This window comes from Saccharopolyspora antimicrobica (genome assembly GCF_003635025.1).
GTDB lineage: Bacteria > Actinomycetota > Actinomycetes > Mycobacteriales > Pseudonocardiaceae > Saccharopolyspora > Saccharopolyspora antimicrobica.
Genome location: NZ_RBXX01000002.1, coordinates 1,235,337 through 1,255,084, shown reverse-complemented (window position 1 = coordinate 1,255,084; position 19,748 = coordinate 1,235,337). Strand labels below are relative to the sequence as shown.

17 protein-coding genes and 1 tRNA gene are annotated in these 19,748 nt (G+C 71.9%); 7 read left to right on the top strand and 11 right to left on the bottom strand.

The features are described 5' to 3' along the window. The first annotated feature begins 3 nt into the window (after nt 1-3). Nucleotides 4-822 carry a hypothetical protein gene (locus tag ATL45_RS06480; RefSeq protein WP_093157720.1) on the top strand — a complete coding sequence of 273 codons (819 nt, stop codon included), beginning with the start codon at nt 4-6 and terminating at the stop codon, nt 820-822. Continuing rightward, nucleotides 819-3,839 (top strand): AAA family ATPase, encoded by a 3,021-nt coding sequence (locus ATL45_RS06475; RefSeq protein ID WP_246025192.1) that lies wholly within the window; start codon nt 819-821, stop codon nt 3,837-3,839. Before ATL45_RS06480 ends, ATL45_RS06475 begins: the two co-directional genes overlap by 4 nt. 99 nt (nt 3,840-3,938) lie before the next feature. Here the strand turns inward: ATL45_RS06475 and ATL45_RS06470 are convergent, their stop codons facing one another. Then, entirely contained in the window at nt 3,939-4,451 is a 513-nt protein-coding gene (locus ATL45_RS06470; RefSeq protein WP_211841188.1) for a sigma-70 family RNA polymerase sigma factor, read from the bottom strand. A 377-nt stretch (nt 4,452-4,828) separates the two neighbouring features. Next, a complete protein-coding gene (locus ATL45_RS06465) occupies nt 4,829-6,577 on the bottom strand; it encodes an Hsp70 family protein (RefSeq protein WP_439332441.1) in 1,749 nt (582 codons plus the stop codon). A gap of 254 nt (nt 6,578-6,831) precedes the next feature. Between ATL45_RS06465 and ATL45_RS06460 the strand changes: the two genes are divergently transcribed. The 3 genes from ATL45_RS06460 to ATL45_RS06450 are packed head-to-tail and all read left to right on the top strand — an operon-like array spanning nt 6,832 to nt 9,877. Continuing rightward, entirely contained in the window at nt 6,832-7,416 is a 585-nt protein-coding gene (locus ATL45_RS06460; RefSeq protein WP_143121745.1) for a hypothetical protein, read from the top strand. Continuing rightward, entirely contained in the window at nt 7,407-8,081 is a 675-nt protein-coding gene (locus ATL45_RS06455; protein ID WP_093157729.1) for a response regulator transcription factor, read from the top strand. Before ATL45_RS06460 ends, ATL45_RS06455 begins: the two co-directional genes overlap by 10 nt. Then, entirely contained in the window at nt 8,078-9,877 is a 1,800-nt protein-coding gene (locus tag ATL45_RS06450; protein WP_093157730.1) for a hypothetical protein, read from the top strand. The genes ATL45_RS06455 and ATL45_RS06450 overlap by 4 nt, the downstream gene beginning before the upstream one ends. On the opposite strand, the gene ATL45_RS06445 is transcribed toward ATL45_RS06450, so the two are convergent. Both ATL45_RS06445 and ATL45_RS06440 read right to left on the bottom strand, forming a co-directional pair. Next, nucleotides 9,874-10,812, bottom strand: coding sequence for a sensor histidine kinase (locus tag ATL45_RS06445; protein ID WP_121505304.1), 939 nt, complete (start codon nt 10,810-10,812; stop codon nt 9,874-9,876). The genes ATL45_RS06450 and ATL45_RS06445 overlap by 4 nt on opposite strands. A 49-nt stretch (nt 10,813-10,861) precedes the next feature. After that, on the bottom strand, nt 10,862-11,197 hold the full coding sequence (locus ATL45_RS06440) for an ArsR/SmtB family transcription factor (RefSeq protein ID WP_093157733.1): 336 nt from the start codon (nt 11,195-11,197) through the stop codon (nt 10,862-10,864). Nucleotides 11,198-11,294: 97 nt separating this feature from the next. Here ATL45_RS06440 and ATL45_RS06435 point away from each other — a divergent pair, with 97 nt between their 5' ends. Next, nucleotides 11,295-12,437 carry an FAD-dependent monooxygenase gene (locus tag ATL45_RS06435; RefSeq protein WP_093157735.1) on the top strand — a complete coding sequence of 381 codons (1,143 nt, stop codon included), beginning with the start codon at nt 11,295-11,297 and terminating at the stop codon, nt 12,435-12,437. 6 nt (nt 12,438-12,443) lie between these two features. On the opposite strand, the gene ATL45_RS06430 is transcribed toward ATL45_RS06435, so the two are convergent. Further along, nucleotides 12,444-12,520, bottom strand: a tRNA-Leu gene (locus ATL45_RS06430). A 151-nt stretch (nt 12,521-12,671) separates the two neighbouring features. Between ATL45_RS06430 and ATL45_RS06425 the strand changes: the two genes are divergently transcribed. Continuing rightward, complete coding sequence (locus ATL45_RS06425; RefSeq protein ID WP_093157736.1) at nt 12,672-12,893, top strand: DUF3618 domain-containing protein; 222 nt, start codon at nt 12,672-12,674, stop codon at nt 12,891-12,893. Nucleotides 12,894-12,987: 94 nt separating this feature from the next. Here ATL45_RS06425 and ATL45_RS06420 read toward each other — a convergent pair whose 3' ends face one another. The 6 genes from ATL45_RS06420 to pucD all read right to left on the bottom strand — a co-directional run bounded on the left by ATL45_RS06420 (nt 12,988) and on the right by pucD (nt 19,552). Beyond that, nucleotides 12,988-13,626, bottom strand: a complete 639-nt coding sequence (locus ATL45_RS06420; protein WP_439332440.1) for a TetR/AcrR family transcriptional regulator — start codon at nt 13,624-13,626, stop codon at nt 12,988-12,990. Between the two features lie 118 nt (nt 13,627-13,744). Beyond that, nucleotides 13,745-14,005: a hypothetical protein gene (locus tag ATL45_RS06415; protein ID WP_093157738.1), complete on the bottom strand. Its 261-nt coding sequence runs from the start codon at nt 14,003-14,005 to the stop codon at nt 13,745-13,747. Nucleotides 14,006-14,102: 97 nt separating this feature from the next. Beyond that, nucleotides 14,103-14,696, bottom strand: coding sequence for a nucleotidyltransferase family protein (locus ATL45_RS06410; RefSeq protein WP_093157739.1), 594 nt, complete (start codon nt 14,694-14,696; stop codon nt 14,103-14,105). A gap of 91 nt (nt 14,697-14,787) precedes the next feature. Next, nucleotides 14,788-16,230 (bottom strand): NCS2 family permease, encoded by a 1,443-nt coding sequence (locus ATL45_RS06405; RefSeq protein WP_093157741.1) that lies wholly within the window; start codon nt 16,228-16,230, stop codon nt 14,788-14,790. 318 nt (nt 16,231-16,548) lie between these two features. After that, the gene (locus ATL45_RS06400) at nt 16,549-17,037 is read right to left on the bottom strand and encodes a nucleoside deaminase (protein WP_093157742.1); all 489 of its coding nucleotides are present in this window, start codon (nt 17,035-17,037) and stop codon (nt 16,549-16,551) included. 85 nt (nt 17,038-17,122) lie between these two features. Further along, nucleotides 17,123-19,552, bottom strand: a complete 2,430-nt coding sequence (gene pucD / locus ATL45_RS06395) for a xanthine dehydrogenase subunit D (RefSeq protein WP_246025191.1) — start codon at nt 19,550-19,552, stop codon at nt 17,123-17,125. Nucleotides 19,553-19,748 lie beyond the last annotated feature (196 nt).

Below are 19,748 nucleotides of genomic sequence, written 5' to 3'. Positions count from 1 at the left end.
CCGGTGATCCAGCACCACGAGTTGCTCGCGCTGGCCGGTCAGGTGCCGGACGGCTGGCTGGCCATCGCCCGCGAAGCGCACGCCGCCGCCGACGAGACCCGCCTCGACGGCCTGTTCGCCCTGCTCGGCGATCCGAAACCCCAGCAGCACACCTTCGCGCCGGAACCGAACGGCCACGAGGAGGCCGACCGCGCGGTGCTCGCCGCGATCCAGGCCGAGCCCGGCGCGCAAGCGTGCTGGGCCACCACCCGGGGCGGCACCGACCGGGTCTACCTGGTCCAGTCCGAAGGCGACCTGACGGCCGCGACCACCGCCGGTCACCGCGCGCTGGCGGGCCTGGCGGACTCGCCGCGGGTGGAGGTGTTCGCGCCCGGCGACGTCCTGCCCGGCTACCACGAGAACGCGCTGCTGGCCGCGACGCTGCTGTGGTCGGCGGAGCCGGGCCCCGAGGTCCGCGTGGCCCGCACGTTCGACGGCGCCACCGCCGCCGGGCCGTGGTTCGACCCCGGCCACGAACTCGTGGTGGATCCCGCCGAGCGAAGGCGGCTGCTGGACTTCCTCACCGCGGGCGAGGTCGTGCTGACCGCGGACGTGCTGATGCTCGACGTGTTCACCGGCACCCGCGCGGTGCCCGCCGGCCTGCGCTCCGACGGCACCTGGGTGTGGTCGGACGCCGCCAAGTACTACCTCGACCGCTACCAGCTGGCGCCCGATGCGGAGCTGGCCGGGCACGCGCTGGGCGGCAGGCCGGGCGGCCGCCTGACCCCGCTGGCCCGCCACCGCGTGCGCGCGGCCTTGACACCCCAGGAGGGCCCATCGTGACGAGCAGGATGTCCGGAGTCCGCTCCGTGCTCGGCGTCTCGCCGACCGAGCCGGACTGCTACCGCACCGTCGGAGACGCGATCAGCTCGGCGCGCGACGGCGACGTGATCGCCATCCGGCCCGGCTTGTACCCGGAGTCGATCGTGCTGGACCGCGACGTGACGCTGTCCGGTTCCGGCTCGCCCGGCGATGTGCGGATCGAGGCGGCGGGCACCCCGGTGCTGCGGGTGACCGCCGAGCACGCCGAGGTCTCCGGCATCGAGTTCGCGCACTCCGACGGCGAAGTGGCGGTCGACCTGCAATCCGGCGCGCTGCACCTCGGCGAATGCGAGGTCGCGGCGGACTCGGAGGTGGCGGTCGTGGTCCGCCGCGGCGCCCAGCTGCGCGCCGACACCACGACCGTGCGCAACCCCGGTGGTGCCGGGGTGCTGGCCTTCGACGGTGGCGCGGCCCAGCTGACCGGCTGCACGATCAGATCCGTGGGCACCACCGCGGTGGTCGCCCGATCCGGCGGTGTTCCGGTCCTGGTGGACTGCGCGGTGACCGAGGCGAAGGGCGCCGTGCTCGCTGCCGATGGCGGGCGCGGTGAGCTGCGCAATTGCCGGATCAGCGACATCTCGGGCACCGCGATCGTGGTCGAGGAGCGCAGCGAGCTGATCGTCACCGGCACCGAGGTGTCCGCTGTGGACGGTGTGGGTGTGCTGTCGGCGAGCGGGTCCCGCCCGGTGCTGCGCGACTGCAGCCTGCGCGACACCACCGCCCAGGCCGTCGTGGTGGTGCAGGAATCGGCGGTCGAGCTGGAGCAGGTGACCGTCGACGGAGCGCGCGGGCACGCGGTGCAGGTCCTGGAGGGATCGACCGCCGACCTGTCCGAGTGCGTGCTCACCGGCACCGGCCACGACGCCGTGGTCGCGGGTGCGGACGGCACGATCCGGCTGGTGGCCTGCGAGATCACCGGTGGTGCGGGCAACGGCGTGCTGGTCGAGCGGCAGGCCGCGGTGACCGTGCGCGACACCAAGGTCGTCGGCACCGCGGCCACCGGCCTGCTCGCCACCGACCAGGCCCGGCTCGTCATCGACGGCGGTGAGGTGCGCGAGTGCCAGACCGGTGTGCTGTGGCGCGGGCACGCCGACGGTTCGATCACCGACTGCGGTGTGCGGGACAACCTGGGCGACGGCATCGCGGTGCAGTCCGACCAGCCGGTGGAGGTGAGCGGCTGCGTCGCCGAGCGCAACCTCGGCACCGACGTCCGGCTGCCCGGCGGCGAGGTCCCGGCGCTGGTCGAGAAGTCCACTTCGGACTCGGCAGCGGCCCCGGTCGAGCCGGGCGGCGACACCGAGGAGCTGGACGACCTGCTCGCGGAGCTGGACGCGCTCGTCGGCCTGGACGGCGTCAAGCGCGAGGTGGAGACGCTGGTGCGGCTGCACCAGATGTCCGAGCGCCGGGCGGCCGCGGGCCTGCCGTCGCCGCCGCTGTCCCGGCACCTGGTGTTCACCGGCGCACCCGGCACCGGCAAGACCACGGTGGCCCGGCTCTACGGCCGGATCCTCACCGCGCTCGGCGTGCTGCGCTCCGGACAGCTGGTCGAGGTCGCGCGGCCCGACCTGGTCGCCTCGGTGGTCGGCGGCACCGCGATCAAGACCACCGAGATGTTCAACAAGGCGATCGGCGGCGTGCTGTTCATCGACGAGGCCTACACGCTGTCGGCGGGCAACAACGGCGGTGGCGGCCCGGACTTCGGCCGCGAGGCGATCGACACGCTGGTGAAGCTGATGGAGGACCACCGCGACGAGGTGGTGGTGATCGTCGCCGGTTACACCAACGACATGCGCTCGTTCCTCGCGGCCAACCCGGGCCTGTCCTCGCGCTTCTCCCGCACCATCGAGTTCGCCGACTACTCCTCGGCGGAGCTGGTCACCATCGTCGAGGGCCTGTGCCGCGGCCACGACTACCGGCTGGAGTTCGAAACCCGGGCGGCGCTGCACACCTACTTCACGAACCTGCCGCGCGACGCGGCGTTCGGCAACGGCCGCACCGCCCGCAAGGTGTTCGAGGAGATGCTCGGCCGCCAGGCCTACCGGCTGGCCGACGACCTCGACGCCGGGCACGTCGCGCTGACCAGGCTGCTGCCGGAGGACCTCGGCCCGCTGCCCGGTTCATCGGTCGGCGCGGGCGCGGGCCGGGTGGACGAGGAACGCATCGATCAGCTGCTCGGAACCCTGCAGGCCCTGGTCGGCCTGGACGAGGTGAAGGCGGAGGTGTCGGCGATGGTCGACCTGCTCACCTCGGCGCGGCGGCGGCAGGCGGCCGGTCTGCCGGTGCCGTCGGTGAGCAGGCACCTGATCTTCGCGGGCCCGCCCGGCACCGGCAAGACGACGGTGGCCCGCCTCTACGGCTCGCTGCTGGCGGCGCTCGGCGTCCTGGCCCAGGGGCAGGTCACCGAGGTCGCGCGCGCGGACCTGGTCGGCGAGTACATCGGGCACACCGCGCGCCGCACGACCGAGGCCTTCGACCGCGCGCGCGGCGGCGTGCTGTTCATCGACGAGGCCTACACGCTGTCCTCCAGCAAGGGCGGCGGCAACGACTTCGGCCGCGAGGCGATCGACACGCTGGTGAAGCTGATGGAGGACCACCGCGACGAGGTGGTGGTGATCGCGGCGGGCTACGAGCGGGAGATGGAGGGCTTCCTCGCCGCCAACCCCGGTCTGTCGTCCCGGTTCTCGCACCGCGTGCGCTTCGCCGACTACACGCCCGACGAGCTGGTCACGATCGTCAACCAGCACGCCACCGACACCGGCTACGAGTGCACCGGCCCGACGGTGGCGGCCCTGCGCACGCACTTCGCAACGATGAGCCGCGGCGAGTCCTTCGGCAACGGCCGCTACGCCCGCCAAGTCCTGGACGAGACGATCGCCCACCACGCCCGCCGCACCCGCTCGCTGACCGAACCCACGATGGACGACCTCTGCCTGCTCCTCCCGGAGGACGTCCCCGGCCCGCCGAGCCGCACGTCCTGAGCGCGGGGGGCCGTGAGTACTTTCTGGCGCTATAGCAACAGAAAGTACTCACGGCCCACCTTGCCGGCTGAAACGGAGCCAGCAAGGTGCGATCCAGGGTCAGGCCGCGAGCGGCTGTGCGGAGACCGATTCGCGGAGCGTGCGCAAGGCGTTGTGCAGCCGGCTCTTCACCGTGCCCGCCGGGACACCGAGGACCTTGGCCGCCGATGCCGCCGTGCGGTCGGCGTAGTAGACCTCCAGCACGGTGTCGCGGTGCGCGGGGGAGAGGGTCTCGAGCATCGCGCGGACGACGATCTTCGTCTCGACCTGGTCGTTGGCGCTGGGCGCCACCGCCGCGTACTCCAGGTCCTGCTCGGGCAGGCCGACCTCGGTCGGCCGGGCGCGGCGGCTGCGGTGCTGGTCGATGGCGATGTTGTGCGCGACCCGCAGCAGCCAGCCGCGGACCGAGCCCAGGTTCTCGGTGAGCCGGTCCAGGTTGCGCCAGGCCCGCACCCAGGTCTCCTGCACGACGTCCTCGGCGGCGAACCGATCGCCGTTGGTCAGACGTGTGACATATGCGTGCAGAGCATCGCCGTGGGCCCGCATCACGTCTTCGAGCTGAACACTGGGCATTGCCGCTCCCGCCGTATCGCCTGCTGACTACGACAGCAAGCGTCTCGGCCCGGAGCGGAACCGTCGCTGGGTTTGTCCCCCCAGCTCAAGGGGTTATCCCGCCTTCTCAGGTAGGGATAACCCCCCATGTCGGTCCCAGTTGGATCCTTTGAGGGACCGCGAGGTCTCCAGCGACAACACCAAGAGCTGTCGCATGCGCCGCAGGCGCATAACCCGCCCTCCGCAGCTTGCACCGCCGCGGGTTCTCAACGTTCGCCTGGCGAGGACGGCCCGGCCGCCGTGTATTGGTCATACATCAGGCCGGGCACCCGGAGTCCAGGCGGGCGTTGAGGTTCCGCTACCGGCACCGCCACGCAGAACGAGTCTGGAACCAATCTTCACGACAGAGCGGAGCAGGGTGTCGCTTGTGGGCTGGTGGCTGCGCCCGCGACCCAGGTGATGTTGCGGAAGGTGGCGTCGAACGAGCCCTGGGCGTAGACCAGGAACGGGGTGTTGACCCGCTTCGGGTCGAGGCCCTTCTCGGTGAAGCAGCTCAGCGGGATGGTGACCTTCGCCGGCGAGCCGACGGGCAGGCCGCGGAAGAGCCCGGTGGCGTCCAGCTCCGCACCGCACGGGTAGCCGCAGTGCGTGGCCACCGACGCCGAGCCGCTCAGCGGCTGGTTCACCACCACGTCGAACACCAGCGCTCCGTCGTTGTCCGCGTAGGACGACAGGTCCCGGGTGTTGTTGCCGGTCTGCAGGTAGATCTGGGCCGGGTCGTTGCTCGTCCAGTTCACCCGCAACCCGTCGCCGGTGGTCGCGGAGATCGCCGCGTGGCGCGCGCTGTGCGCGATGACCTCGGTGCCGTCCCACTTCTCCTGCGAGGAGATGAAAGCCCGGTAGGGCCCGGCGGTGTCGTCGTCGAACACCAGCAGCGGGTCGGGCAGCTGGGCGCCCTGCACCGCGCTGGCGTCCGAAGTGGACGATGCCGGTGCCGGAGTCCTGGTGCTCGCCGCGGTGTTGACGTCGGGACCGCTGCTGAACAGCAGCACTCCGCCGACCACCGCGGTGACCACGGCGGCCGCGGCCGCGATCGCAGGCACCAGCCAGCGGCGTCGCTTCGGCTCGCTGCGCGCCGGCTCGACGGCTTGCACCGGTCGCGGCGGGGGAGCGGTGAGCGCGCGGGTTCCGATCGTCGCCGCGCCGAGGGCGACGGTGAACTTCGGGTGGTGCGCCATCCGCACCGGCTTGTCGAACTGCTCGAAGACCAGCTGCGTGACCAGCGGAACGCGCGAGGAACCACCGGCCAGCAGCACCGCGGACAGGTCGTCGCCCCGCAGTCCCGCCGAGGCGACGGTGCGGCGCAGCGCGTCGACGGCGACCTCCACCGACGGCCGGATCGCCGCGTTGAACTCCCGGCGCGTGATCGTCAGCTCGCGCGCTCCGGACGGCAGCGCGACGTTCAGCGTCACGTCCGGCTCGGTGGACAGGTCGATCTTGGCGCGCACGCACTGCGTGCGGATCTGCGCGAGCGCGGCGGCAGCTGCCGGATCGGCGGGGTCGAGCCGGGTGATCGCGCCGTCGAGGCGTTCGTCGAAGTGGGCCAGCAGCGCGTCGTCGAAGTCCATGCCGCCGAGGTGCTCGACGCCCTCCGGCGTGCCGAGGATCTCCATCCCGTCGCTGCGCATCCGCAGCACGGTGGTGTCCAGCGTGCCGCCGCCGAGGTCGAAGACCGCGACGACCTCGCCCTCGCCCAGCGCCCGCTCCCGGCTGTAGTGCGTGGCAGCGGCTTCCGGCTCCGTGATCACCTGCACGTTCTCGACACCGGCCAACCGCGGCACCTCGGCGAACTGCTCCCGCCGGTAGGGGCCCCAGATCGCCGGGCAGGTCAGCACGATCGATCCGGGCGGTCCGCCCATGTGCGCGCGGACCTGGTCGAGGACGGCGCGCAGTTGCGCGGCCATCAACGCGCTCGGCGAGTAGGTGGCGCCCCCGAGCACCAGGGGCGTCGGGTCGCCGAGCCTGCGCTTGAACCCGCGGCCGAGCCGCGCCGGATCGCCGTCGGCCCCAGCGGCGGCGGCGCCGGTGAGCAGAGTTCCGTCCGGCGCGTGGTAAGCCAGAGACGGGACGACGATATCCCGGGACAACGGCACCATCCTCGTTCCCGCCGCATCGCCGACGGCGGCGGATGTGAACGTTGTGCCGAGGTCGATCCCTATCGCGTACGACACGCCACCTCCTGTGAACCCCGTACTGCCGTCCGACCGAACCACAGGTCTGGACGATCGTCCCCCAATGTAGGTTGCGTCCCGGCGCCGCGGGTTGATCGTGCGAGGCAACTTGATTGCGGTTCGGGACACAACGGTGGGGATATCCCTACCGTTGCGGAGGGGTCGCACCCTTGTCAAAGGCCGGTCCGACGACGACGCTGGCAACGGTGCACCGCCTGGTTCGTTGGTTCCGCTGGTCAGCGGCAGCGCTGCCGACGCCGATCCGGCCGCCCGGCCGCGACACCGTCCGCCAGCGCTACCAGCTGGAGCGCCTGCTGCACGACGGCGCGGTGGCCGAGATCTCCGCGCTGGCACTGGAACTCGGCATGATCTCCGACACAACCCGCGACGCGGAAGCCGCCGCTCGGGTGGCAGCCGCGCAGAACCGGGTCACCGGCATCCTGGACGACCTGCGCTGCGTCGAGGCGATGATCTACCCGCCGGTGCTGACCGGCGCCGGTCTCGGACCGGGACTGCGGGCGGTCGCCGAGCGGCTGGACCTGCGGCTGCTGCTCGACCTGCCGCCGAGCACGTTCGGCGGGCAGGCCCGTGCGCGGATCGGTCTGCTCATCGCCGATCACCTCCACACGTTGCGGCCGGGTAGCGTAGTGCGCGTGCGGGTGCGGGGACGTCGGATGGTTCGGGTGAACATCACCGATCAACAGCCGGGCGGGTCGGCCCGCCGGACGCACCGGGCGGTGCTGCGGTGCGAGTAGCGATCGCCGAGGACGGCGCCCTGTTCCGGGAAGGCCTGGTGCTGCTGCTGCAGGCCGCCGGGCACGAGGTCGTGGGCTGCTTCGAGGACGGGGAGGCGCTGGTCGCCGCGGTGGCCACCGATCCGGTCGACGTCGCGATCCTGGACATCCGGATGCCGCCGGGCCCCACCGGCGGGCTCGTCGCGGCCGAACGCGTGCGCGCGCTGCGCCCGGAGGTCGGGTTGCTGCTGCTGTCGCACTACGCCGAGACGCACTACCTGATGCGGGTTCTGGAGATCGGCGCGGACCGGATCGGCTACCGGCTCAAGGAGCGGGTGGCCGGGGTGAAGGTCCTCGGCGACACGCTGGACCGGATCGCCGCGGGCGAGATCGTCATCGAACCGGTGCTGGCCCGCCGGCTGGTGCAGGGCGGCGCGGCGCAGACCGACAGCGCGATCAGCAAGCTCAGCGAGCGGGAGACCGACGTGCTGCGGCTGATGGCCGAAGGGCGCGCGAACAACGCGATCGCCCAGGAGCTCTACATCTCGGCGAAGGCCGTGGAGAAGAACATCGCGGCGATCTTCACCAAGCTCGGCCTGCCCGGCGACGCGACGGTGCACCACCGGCGCGTGCTCGCCGTCCTCGCGTACCTGCAGGCGCAGCGGATCGACGGGTCGATGCGTTGAGCGGTGGGCTGGTCCGGCGCTGGCTGTCCACTTCGGGCCGCCCGCCGCACGAGATCGCCGCCGCCGAACCGCCCGAGCGCCTGGCCGCGGCCCTCGTCCGCAACCTCGCGGAGGGCACTGGCGGGAAGGCCGCCTACGCGGTGCCGACCGAGCGGAGTCACGTCGTCGTCGAATCCTGGCCACCCGGACTGTCCGGTGTCGCCGGCGCGGCCGGAGCGGAGCAGGTCGGCTCGACGGGAGGCGCCCTGTTCGTCATCGCCCCGAGCAAGTGGGACGACGCGGCGCGCGCTCTGCTCCGCGACACCGCGGCCTGGCTCGACGTGGCGGTGCAGCTGGCGCGCCTGCACGTCGACCACGCCGCAGCCGATCAGCGCGCCCGCCGGTTAAACGCGGAGCTGAACAGCGCTCGTGCGCGGCTGGCGCGGGTCCGCGACCTGGAGCGGCACCGGCTGGTCCAGGCGATCACCGCGACGACGCTGCGCGATCTCGACGAGGTGCGGAAGTCGCTGCGCGCGGTCACCGAAGAGGGCGCGGAACTGTCCACGGCCGAAGGCGTGCTGGAGGAACTGATCGACGACTTCCGGGCGGTGGTGCGCGGGGTGTTCCCGGCGATGCTGCCCGACCGCGGCCCGCGCGCAGCGCTGGAGGAGCTGGCGGCGACGCTGCCGCGCGCGGTGACCTTCAAGGGCGATCTCGGGCGCCGGGCCGGCTGGCAGCTGGAGTCGGGCTTCTACCACGCGGTCGCGGCAGCGCTGAACCTGTTGGCGGGCAAGGGATCCGCGCTCCCGATGACGGTGACCTTCGGTCGCGACGACGCGCTGCGGGCCAGGATCCACGCGCCGGACGCGCCCGCCGAAGCGCAACTGCGCTACGCGCTCGGCCAGGACGTCGAGCGGCTCGCGGTGCTCGGCGGGGACATGGAGTGCGCAGCCGTCGACGGCGCGGCGGTCATCACCGTCCGGCTCGCGGAACGGGTCGAGCTGGCGCCACCAGCCGTCGACCCGGCCGAGCTGGAGCGCAGCGCCGTCTACCGCAAAGTGCGAGAACTGGTGCGGCAGGGGCAGATCGCCGTCGGCGGAGCACCGGGGAGAGCGGCGTGGGACGCCGTCGCGGAGCGGCTGACCATGCCACCGCGCCTCGCCGTGGTGGGCCCCGGCGGTGACATCAAGGGCGGCACGCTGGCCTCCATCACGGTCTTCGACACCCCGGCGGACCGCGAGCTTGCGGAGGAGCTCCGCGCCGACGACGACCCGCGCGGTGGGATGGACGGCGTCCTGTGCCGCGTCCCGGCCGCACCGGAGTTCCGCGAAGTGCTGCTGACCGGCCGGAACCGGGTCGTCCTGGCGGAATCCGGTTCGGTCGGGTCGCTGGCGGCGAGGCTCGCCGCGCACGGACCGGTGATCGCGGCGCGCCGCGCGGTGGTGGCGATGCGCGATCTGGTCCGCGGCCTGCCCGCCGGCCACCAGCTGCGCTGGGCGGTTGAGCAGGTGAGCGCCGACGCCCACGAGTTCGCCGAGCTCGACCTCCTCGACGACCTCGAAAGGGGCGATGTCCTGCGCGCCGCGGCCACCGACGCGGCCCGGATGCTCGGCGCTGACGGGATCGACCCGCGCACCAGGCTCGGCCTGCCGCCCAGCGCGACCGACGAGGAAGTGGTGACCGCGGCCCGGGCCGCGGTGGCCCGCTGGCGCGCGCACGCCGAGCACCCGGCCAACAGCAGCCGCGACCGCGCGGCCTGCGAAGTGCTGGTGCGCACCGCAGAAGGAATGCTCGCCCCGAAGGGCCAGTCCTGCTAGACCGGCACGACGCCGCTGACGGTGGTGCCCGCGCCGGGCGCGGAGCGAACCTCCACGACCCCGCCCACCGATGCGGCCCGCGCGGTGAGGTTGGGCAGACCCGCAGCCGCCTCGAAACCCGGCCCGTCATCGGCGACGGCGAACGCCAAACCCTCGTAGCTGTCCCAAGCGGTGACGGTGACCCGCGCTCCCGCGGCGTGCTTGCGCGCGTTGTTCACGGCTTCGAGCACGACGTAGTAGACGGCGGATTCCACCGGCGTCGGATAGCGCCGCCGCAGCCCACCGAGATCGAGCGAGACGACGCCGTGGCGAGCCAGCTCGGTGCGCAGCGCGGCGGCGAGCCCCTCGGCGGCGAGCACGTCGGGCAGTATCCCGGCGGCGGTCTCGACCAGCACCTGCTCGGCATCGTCCAGCTGCCCCATCAGCTTCGCGACGTGCTCCTGGCCGTTGCCGGTGCTGAGCGCGTGCTCGGCGAGCGCCAGCGACATCCGAAGCGCCACCAGCTGGTGCTGAGCGCCGTCGTGCAGATCGCGCTCCAGCCTCCGCCGCTCGGCCTCCATCTCGGCGGCGGCCCGCCACCGGTCGTCGACCAGCGACCGAGCAGCCGAATCCCCGACGCGCCGAGCGTGATCGGTCTCCCGGGCCAACCGGATCATCGCAACGGGAGCCCCGAGCACAGCAGCAACGGAAGCCACCGGCCCAACAGCCCCGGGAGCCACGGCGAGCCCCCCGCACACCGAACCGCCGTAGGAGATGTCCTGCTCAACCCAGGAATCGCCAGTGCCCCACTGGAACCGCTGCCCCCCGATGACGAGAGCACAACCGGAAGCCCCCAGAGCAGAGCCGACGACCCTGGCGAGCGCAACGGGATCGAGAACCCGCCCACCTCGACCGAGGTAGGCGGTGATGGCCTCGGCGGCACGCCGCTCCCGCATCCGCACTCCAAGCACGTTACCGAACGAGAACGTCCACCCCGCTCCGTGCTCAGCGCGGAGCGGTACCGCCCCGGGACTCTGCTTCCAGGAGCGCGAGCAGCCCGGGGAACCTCTTCTCGACGTCCGCGCGTCGCAGCCGGATGCCCTTGCGGTTGCCGTAGTCGATCTCGTCGATGAGGCCTGCCTCGCGCAGGACCCGGAAGTGGTGGGTCTGGGTCTGCTTCGAGATCGGCAGGTTGAACGAGTTGCAGCCCCGTTCGCCGTCGCTGCGGTCGGCGGCCAACTCCATCATCACCGAACGGCGGTGCTCGTCGGCGAGGGCGCGCAACACCGCACCCAGATCGAGCGCGTCGGCCTCCGGGCCGACCAGGTCCGTCCCGGCCACGCGACACCTCCTTCAGGTACGACTTGAATCGTACCTCAGCCCGTGCTCTACTGAGGTACGAAATTGATCGTACCTTGGTTCGTGAGAGGTCTTTGAGATGAAGAAGCCCGAGGTGCTCGTGGTCGGAGCCGGAATCGCAGGGCCCGCGCTCGCGTACTGGCTCTCCCGGAACGGGTACCGGCCGACGGTCGTCGAACAGGCCCGGCAGCTGCGCTCCGGTGGTAGCGCGATCGTCGTGAAGGGGCCCGCGATCCCGGTCGCCGAGCGCATGGGCGTCCTCCCGCAGCTCCGCGGGCTCGCCACCCGCAACCGGTCGCTGACCCTGCTCGACCCTGCCGGCAGGCGAATCCTGCGACTCCCGGGCACCTCAGGCGGGGCGCCGGCGGTCGAGGTGACCCGAGCCGACCTGTCCGAGGTGCTCCACCGGTCGGCGCGGAACGAGGCCGAGTTCTTGTTCGACGACACGGTCACCGCTCTCGACCAGGACGGAGGTGGGGTCGACGTCACCTTCCGGCGGTCCGCGCCACGTCACTTCGACCTGGTGGTCGGTGCCGACGGGATGCACTCCACCGTGCGGAGCCTGGTGTTCGGACCCGAGCGGCAGTTCGCGAGCGACCTGGGCCTGTACGGCGCGACCGTCCCGTTGGAGCCCGACGCCATCGAGGATCCGAGCGAGATGACGATGCTGACCGCGCCGAACCGGATGCTGGTCGTCCATCCCTCGCGGACCACTCCGCTCGCGATCTTCACCTTCCGCGCCCCACAGTCGGCGCCCCACGACCGCAAGAACACCGCCCTGCACAAGCAGATCGTGGCCGACGCCTACGCCGACGTGCGGTGGCGGGCACCGGAACTCGTGGCGGCGTACCTGGAGCACCCGGCTCCGTTCTTCGACCCGCTGACCACCGTCCGGATGCCCTCGTGGTCCCGCGGACGGGTCGTGCTGCTCGGGGACGCGGCGGCGGCGACGGCACTGCTGGGAGACGGGTCGAGCATGGCGATGGTGGGTGCGCACGCCCTCGCGGAAGAGCTGGCTGCCCATCCCGGTGAGCATGCCCGCGCCTTCGCCGCGTACGAGTCGCGGCTCCGCCGTGAAGTGGGCCCGCGGCAGCGACGCGTCGGTCCGCTCTCCAGGGTCCTGGTGCCCCGCACCCGGCAGGGTCTCGCGGTACGCAACGCGGTGGCCCGCGCGGTCGGCCGCACGAGCCGGATCGCCTCTCGCGAACCCGTGAACCGGTAGACCGGGTGGTGGGGCCGGAGGGACTCGAACCCTCACTGGCTAGGACCTAAACCTAGTGCCTCTGCCAATTGGGCTACGGCCCCCAGCTGGGAGACAGCCTAGCCGGTGGGGTGATCTTGGTCTGCGGGGTGTGTCCGGGGTGGTGCGGTGCGCGACACGCCAACCGCTGGTGCGTCGGTCGTTCTCCGGTGCTCTACGGTTGTCAGCAGCCAGGTGAATGGGTGAGGAGGACACGTGGCTCGTGATCCGGACGCCATCGAGCGCGACATCGAGCAGGCGCGCGAAGCGCTTGCCACCACTTTGGACCAGCTGAGCGTGAAGGCGCACCCGCAGCGGTTCGTGGAGGCCGGCAAGGCCAGCGTGCAGGAGAAGCTCAACGACCCGCGGGTCCGCTACGCGCTGATCGGGGTCGGCGCCCTGGTCGCCGTCGTCGTGGTGCGCAAGCTGTTCCGGTGAGCCCAGGCTCACCTCGCGCAGCTGAAACTCGCTGAGACCCGTGGGCCTTCCGGCGAAGGCCTGCGGGTCTCAGCGCGTTTGATGCTGCCGGGGATCAGCCATGCAGGAGCGGCATCAGGGCTTCGTTGACCAGGCGGTCCACGAAGCCGGTGTCGAGCGGCTCGTCGGTCAGCATCAGCCGATATATGAGGCAAGCGCCGGTGATCTCGACGACGGTGTCTATCGGTGCGTCCGCGCGGATCTCGCCGCGCTGCACCCCGCGCTCGACGAGGCGGCGCAGGACGTCGCGCTGCGGCAGCAGGAACGATTCGCGGAACGCGGCGGCCAGCTCCGGCTCGTGCGGCAGCTCGCCGACCAGCGCCTGGGCGGCCTTGCCGACCGGGCCGGTGAGGAACGAGGCGAAGCTGCGCAGGAAGTCCCCGAGGTCCGCTTCGATCGATCCCCGGTCGGGTTCCGGGATGTTGCGCTGGACCAGCTGGGTGCAGGTGTCGATGACCAGGTCCAGCTTGGAGTCCCAGCGCCGGTAGATGGTGGCCTTGCCGGCCCGCGCGTGCGCGGCGACCGCGTCCATGGTCAGCGCCCGGTAGCCGACCTGCGACAGCACCTCCATCGCGGCCTGGCGCAGCGCGGCGTCGCGGGAGGCGTCCCGCGGTCGCCCCCGGCCGGCCGACCGGGTCTGCTCGGCGCTGGCCAAGGTCTCCTCCTCGCGTGCACTGCTCGTCGGCGCGTTCACGACCGCCATCCTAAGCTCCGGGCCGGGTCGGGGTTGGGTCCGCGAGCGGCGTGAGCTGCTGCGCAGGCCGCTCGCGGGTGTCGGTCCACTGTGCACGCGATCGGGGCGCACCGCGCGGTCACCGGCCGGGCTGGGCGGTCACGCCGTGGCGGGCCTGGAGGTAGGCGGTGGTGAAGGCGAAACCGTCGCCGTCGAGCAGGTGGATCACGATCCTGCCGACGGAGCTGGGCGCGAGTTGCTCGATGAGCTGGTCGGCCTGGTCGCGGGCGGCGATCAGGCCCGGGGCGCGGGCGCTGCGCTGATCGGCGTCGGTGGTGACGGTGACCAGCCAGTCGTCGCCTTCGGGCAGGTAGTTGGCGGTGATGTGTCCGCTTGCCATGGACGCCTCCTGCTCTGGCTTTCTCGGGCGCTGGTGTGACGTCCCGGCCCGGCAGCGATGACGCGGTTCCCGGACCGGTCCCGCGTGGCCGCCGACTCTACGTGTCCGCTCGCGGCAGGTCTTCGGGACGGTCCACGTCGAACCCGGCGGAGATGTCGTCGCAGGGCACCAGCGCCACTTCGCGGTCGCGCAGGTAGCCGCGCGCCCCGGCGTCACCGGTCGCGGCGGCCCGCGCCCCGGCCCAGTGCTCGCGCCCGAGCAGCACCGGGTGGCTCCGCCTGCCGTCGTGCGCGGCGGCGGCGAGCGCGGACGGACTCGCCAGCTCGGCGACGCGACGCACGGCCGCCGCCCCGATCCCCGGCATGTCGACCGGCATCACCACCGCGGCATCGGCATCGGTGCTGGTCAGCGCATCGATGGCGACCCGCAGCGAGGATCCCATCCCGGTGTTCCAGTCGGGGTTCAGCACCACCGCCGCCCCGGTCAGATCGGCGCGCTCGCGCACCTCGTCGGCAGCGGCTCCCAGCACCACGAGGACCGGCGAGCACCCGCCGTCCGCGAGCACCCGCGCGGCCCGCTCGACCAGCAACGCGCCTTCGTGCTCGACCAGCGCCTTGGGCATCCCGAATCGCCGCCCGGCCCCGCCGGCGAGCACCACTCCCGCGACCTCCACCTCACCCACGCTACTCATCCGATCTCAACACGTGATTCCACCTGATCAGGTGAACGACGACGGGCGCCTCCGAGTTGCTCGGAGGCGCCTGCCGGCACAGGGATCGTCGTCACCCGATGAGGGCTTCCACGGCTTCGACGCCGAAGTAGACCGCGAAGACCAGGGCGAGGACGCCGACCAGCCAGCCGATCTCGCGGGCCTTGCCGCGGGCCACCTTGATCACCGCGTAGGCGATCAGGCCTGCGCCGATGCCGTTGGTGATCATGTAGGTGAACGGGATGACCGCGATGGTCAGGAACGCCGGGATCACGTACTCCGGGTCGTCCCACGGGACGTGCCGGACCTGCGCCATCATCAGCGCGCCGACGATCACCAGCGCCGGGGCGGCGGCCTGCGCGGGCACCACCGCGGCCAGCGGGGTGAACAGCAGCGTCGCGCAGAACAGCAGCCCGGTGACCACGCTCGCCAGCCCGGTGCGCGCGCCTTCGGCGACGCCGGTGGCCGACTCCAGGAACACGGTGTTCGGCGACGAGCCGGTCAGACCGCCTGCCGCGGCCGCGACGCCGTCCACGGCCAGGATGCGGCCCATGCCCTCGACCTTGCCGTTGCGCACCAGCCCGGCCTCCGAGGAGACGCTGGTGATGGTGCCCATCGCGTCGAAGAACCCGGACAGCACCAGGGTGAACAGGAAGACGGTGGCCGCGATGCCGCCCGCCGCCGCGAACCCGCCGAACAGGTCCACCTGGCCGAACAGGCTGAAGTCGGGGCTGCCGATCACGTGGTCGGGCAGCTCCGGAACGATCGTGCCCCACTGCTCGGGCGCGATGCCGAAGGCCGCGTTGACCGCGATCGCGACGGCGGTGCTGACCGCGATGCCGATCAGCATCGCGCCGGGCACCTTCCGCGCCAGCAGCACCAGCATCAGCAGCAGGCTCAGGCAGAAGATCGCGATCGGCACGCCGATCAGGTGGCCCTCGGTGCCCTGGCCCATCTGCACCGGCACCGTGGTGTTGGCAGCGTCCGGCTTCCGGGTCACGAATCCGGCGCTGACCAGGCCGATCAGCGCGATGTAGAGGCCGATGCCGACGGTCAGCGCGGTCTTGAGCGGCGCCGGGATGGCGTTGATGATCCGCTCTCGCACGCCGCTGACCGCCAGCACGACGATGACGATGCCTTCGAGCACCACCAGCCCGAACGCCTGCGCCCAGGTCATCGCCGGGGCGATGGTGAAGGCGACCACGGCGTTGACGCCGAGCCCGGCGGCCAGGGCCAGCGGCGCGTTGCCGACCAGGCCCATCACGATGGTCATCACCCCGGCGGTGGCCGCGGTGGCGGTGGTCAGCTGCTCGGGCGTGAGCTGGGCGCCGGTGGCGTCCGCTGACGAGCCGAGGATGAGCGGGTTGAGCATCACGATGTAGGCCATCGCGACGAAGGTGGTCAGGCCGCCGCGGAGCTCGCGGGAAAAGGTGGAACCGCGGACGCTGATGCGGAAGAAGCGGTCCAATCCGGACGGTTCCGCGTCGGCTCTGTCCGGTCTCAGCTGCTGGGTCATGAGTCCTCCCATGCCGGTGGGCGCCCCCGTGCGGCACGTCTCGTGCCGCCCGGACTGTTTCCTCCGGCGGGTTTTCCGGGCAGGGGAGGGCCCGGCGGGAATCCGCCGAATTCGCGCTGGGGCGTTTGAATGGAGTGGAATTCGCTGTCCCGGTAAGGGTTTCCGGGATGGCGGGCGGGCCTGTTTCCGCGTCAGGCGGAAGCGGTGGTGGAGGCCCGCGCGCTGGGCTCCGGGGCGACCCGGTCGTCGCTGCCGGAACCGCTGGTCAAGGCGGCTGTTGGGGTGAGGGGACGGGCGTCTGCCCTGCTCAGGAACGGATCAGTAGTCGACGCGGTCGGACTTGCCCCGCCAGGCGTCGAAGGCCGCGTTGCGGTCGGGCATCGTCACCCGCTGCACCGGCGTCGGCGATTCGGTCTGCGGGTCCTCGAACACGTCGTAGAAGGCGCGGTCGTCGAAGCCCGCTTCGGCGGCGTCGTCCCGGTCGGCGGCGAACAGCACCCGGTCCACCCGCGCCCACAACGCGGAGGCCAGGCACATCGGGCACGGCTCGCACGAGGTCACCAGCACGCAGCCGTCGAGCTTGAAGGTGCCCAGCGCGCGGCAGGCGTTGCGGATCGCGGTGACCTCGGCGTGCGCGGTCGGGTCGAGGTCGACGGTCACCTTGTTGGTGCCCGTCGCGATGACCTCGCCGTCCCGGACGACGAGCGCGCCGAACGGCCCACCGCCCGCGGCCACGTTGGTGGTGGCCAGTTCGATGGCCCGGGCCATCCAGTCCTGCTCGGCGCTCGTCGCGACGTCCACGGACATGGTCTTTCTCCTTCGGTTTCTCGATGCCGGGGTGAGGGGGTTGCTGCGGCGGCGGCCCGGCCCCGCCGCCGCAGCAGGTCTGGTGTCACACGATGTGCTCCGGTGCCACCGGCGTGTGCGGCAGCTCCCGGCCGGTGGCCGCGCGGATCGCGGCGACCACCGCCGGCGTCGTGGAGATCGTCGGCGGCTCGCCGACGCCGCGGACCCCGTAGGCCGCGTTCGGGTCGCCGCGCTCGATGACGTCGATCTCCATCGGCGGGGTGTCGAGGATGGTCGGGATCAGGTAGTCGGTGAAGGACGGGTTGCGGATGCGGCCGTCGACGACCTTGATCTCCTCCATCACCGCCAGCCCCATGCCCTGCGCGGAGCCGCCCTGGATCTGCCCGATCACCGCATCCGGGTTGATCGCCTTGCCGACGTCCTGGGCGCAGGCCAGCTGCACCACCTTGACCAGGCCCAGGTCCAGGTCGACGTCGACCACCGCGCGGTGCGCGGAGAACGCGTGCTGGACGTGCACCCGGTCGCTGCGGCCCTGCTCGTCGAGCGGGAACGTCTCGCGGTGGTGGTACTCGCGGGTCTGCTCGACGACGTCGTCGCCCAGCACCTCCACCAGGTCGGCCAGCACGCCGCCGGTCTCCGAGGAGATCTTCCCGCCGTGCAGCGAGAGCTGCGCCGGGTCGACGTCGTAGCGCTCGGCGACCCGGGCGAACAGCTCGTCGCGCACCGCCTCGCAGGCGGCCTTGACCGCGCTGCCGGTCACCAGCGTCTGCCGCGAGGCGGAGCTGGAACCGGCCGGTCCGACGCTGGTGTCGTTCGGGTGGATGGTCACCCGTTCCACGCCGAGCTCGGTCCGCGCGATCTGCTGCTGCACGGTCACCAGGCCCTGGCCGACCTCGGCCGCCGCGGTGTGCACCATCGCGGCCGGTTCACCGCCGATGACCTGCAGCCGGACCCGCGCGGTGGAGAAGTCGTCGGCGCCTTCGGCGTAGCAGATGTTCTTGATCGTCACGCCGTAGCCGACGCCGCGCACCACGCCTTCGCCGTGCGTGGTGTTCGACGCCCCGCCCGGCAGGTTCCGGATGTCCACCGGCCCGGCCTGCTCGGCGGGCATCGGCAGCGCCCGCACCCGCTCCATCAGCTCGGCGACCGGCGCCGGGTAGTCCAGCACCTGGCCGGTCGGGATCGAGTCGCCCTGCTCGATGGCGTTGCGGATGCGCAGGTCGACGGGATCGATGCCCAGCTCGGCGGCGAGCTTGTCCATTTGGGACTCGTAGGCGAAAGTCGGCTGCACAGCGCCCAATCCGCGCATCGCGCCGCACGGCGGGTTGTTGGTGTAGACGCCCCAGCCCTCGATGTCGACGTTGGGCACCTTGTACGGCCCGGCGCCGAGCGTGGTGCCGTTGCCGACCACGACCGGCGTCTTCGAGGCGTAGGCGCCGCCGTCGAAGTACTGCCGCGCCTTGACGTAGACGAGCTCGCCGTCGCGGGTCGCGCCGTGCTCGTAGTACATCTTGGCCGGGTGCCGGTGCACGTGGCCGTAGAACGACTCCTCGCGGTTGTAGACCATCTTGACCGGTTTGCCCAGGTGCAGCGCCAGCATGCAGACGTGCACCTGGATGGACAGGTCCTCCCGGCCGCCGAACGCGCCGCCGACGCCGGACATGGTCATCCGCACCTTCTCCGGCGGCAGCCCGAGCGCCCGCGCGGTCTGCCGCAGGTCGGAGTGCAGGTCCTGGGTGGCCAGGTACAGGTCGACGCCGCCGTCCTCGGCGGGGATCGCCAGCCCGGACTCCGGGCCCAGGAAGGCCTGGTCCTGCATGCCGACGGTGTAGACGCCGGAGACGACCACGTCGGCCTTCGCGTGCGGATCGCCCTTGACGATCTTCTGGTGGCGCACCACGTTGCCGTCCGGGTGCAGGCGCGGCAGCGACTCGTCGTGCGCGACCCGCTCGGCGTCGAGCACCGGCTCCAGCACCTCGTAGTCGACGACGATCTTCTCCAGCGCCCGCCGCGCCGACTCTGGGTGGTCGGCGGCCACCAGCGCGACCGCCTCGCCCACGTATCGCACCACGTCGGAGGCCAGCACCGGCTGGTCGGCGTACTTGAGGCCGAAGCAGTTGTCGCCGGGCACGTCCTCGGCGGTGAGCACCGTCTGCACCCCGGCCATCGCCATCGCCGGGCCGATGTCGATCGAGCGGATCCGGGCGTGCGGGTGCGGGCTGCGCAGCGTGGCGCCCCACAGCATGTCCTCGGCCCACAGGTCGGAGGAGTAGGCGAACTCGCCGCGCACCTTGATGGCCCCGTCGGGCCGCAGCGGCGATTCGCCGATGCCGCCGCCGATGGCGTCGTTGAGCTCCTGCGGACTGCGAGCAGGCGCAGTCCCGCCTCTCCGCGATTCACAGAGGTGGTTGCGTTCGGCAGTGATCTCCCGGTTCGCGGTTTCTTGTGGCCGGGTTGCGTCACGTTCCCCTGAGGTGCGGTTGCGGGGAACTCGGCCTGAGACAGGGCTGCTCATGAGGGCACCTCCGGTGTGGCTCGGACCCGATCAGTGCTTCTGGTGGTGGTCGTGGGCGGTCGTCCGGCTCGGTCCTCCGCAATTTCAATGGAAATCAGGTGTCCAATTTCAATTGAAATTGGACGTCCGATTTCAATGGAAGTTGCGGGTCCGAGTCCGGCGCCCGAGCTCGGGATTCGGTGCGACCGACTGGTAA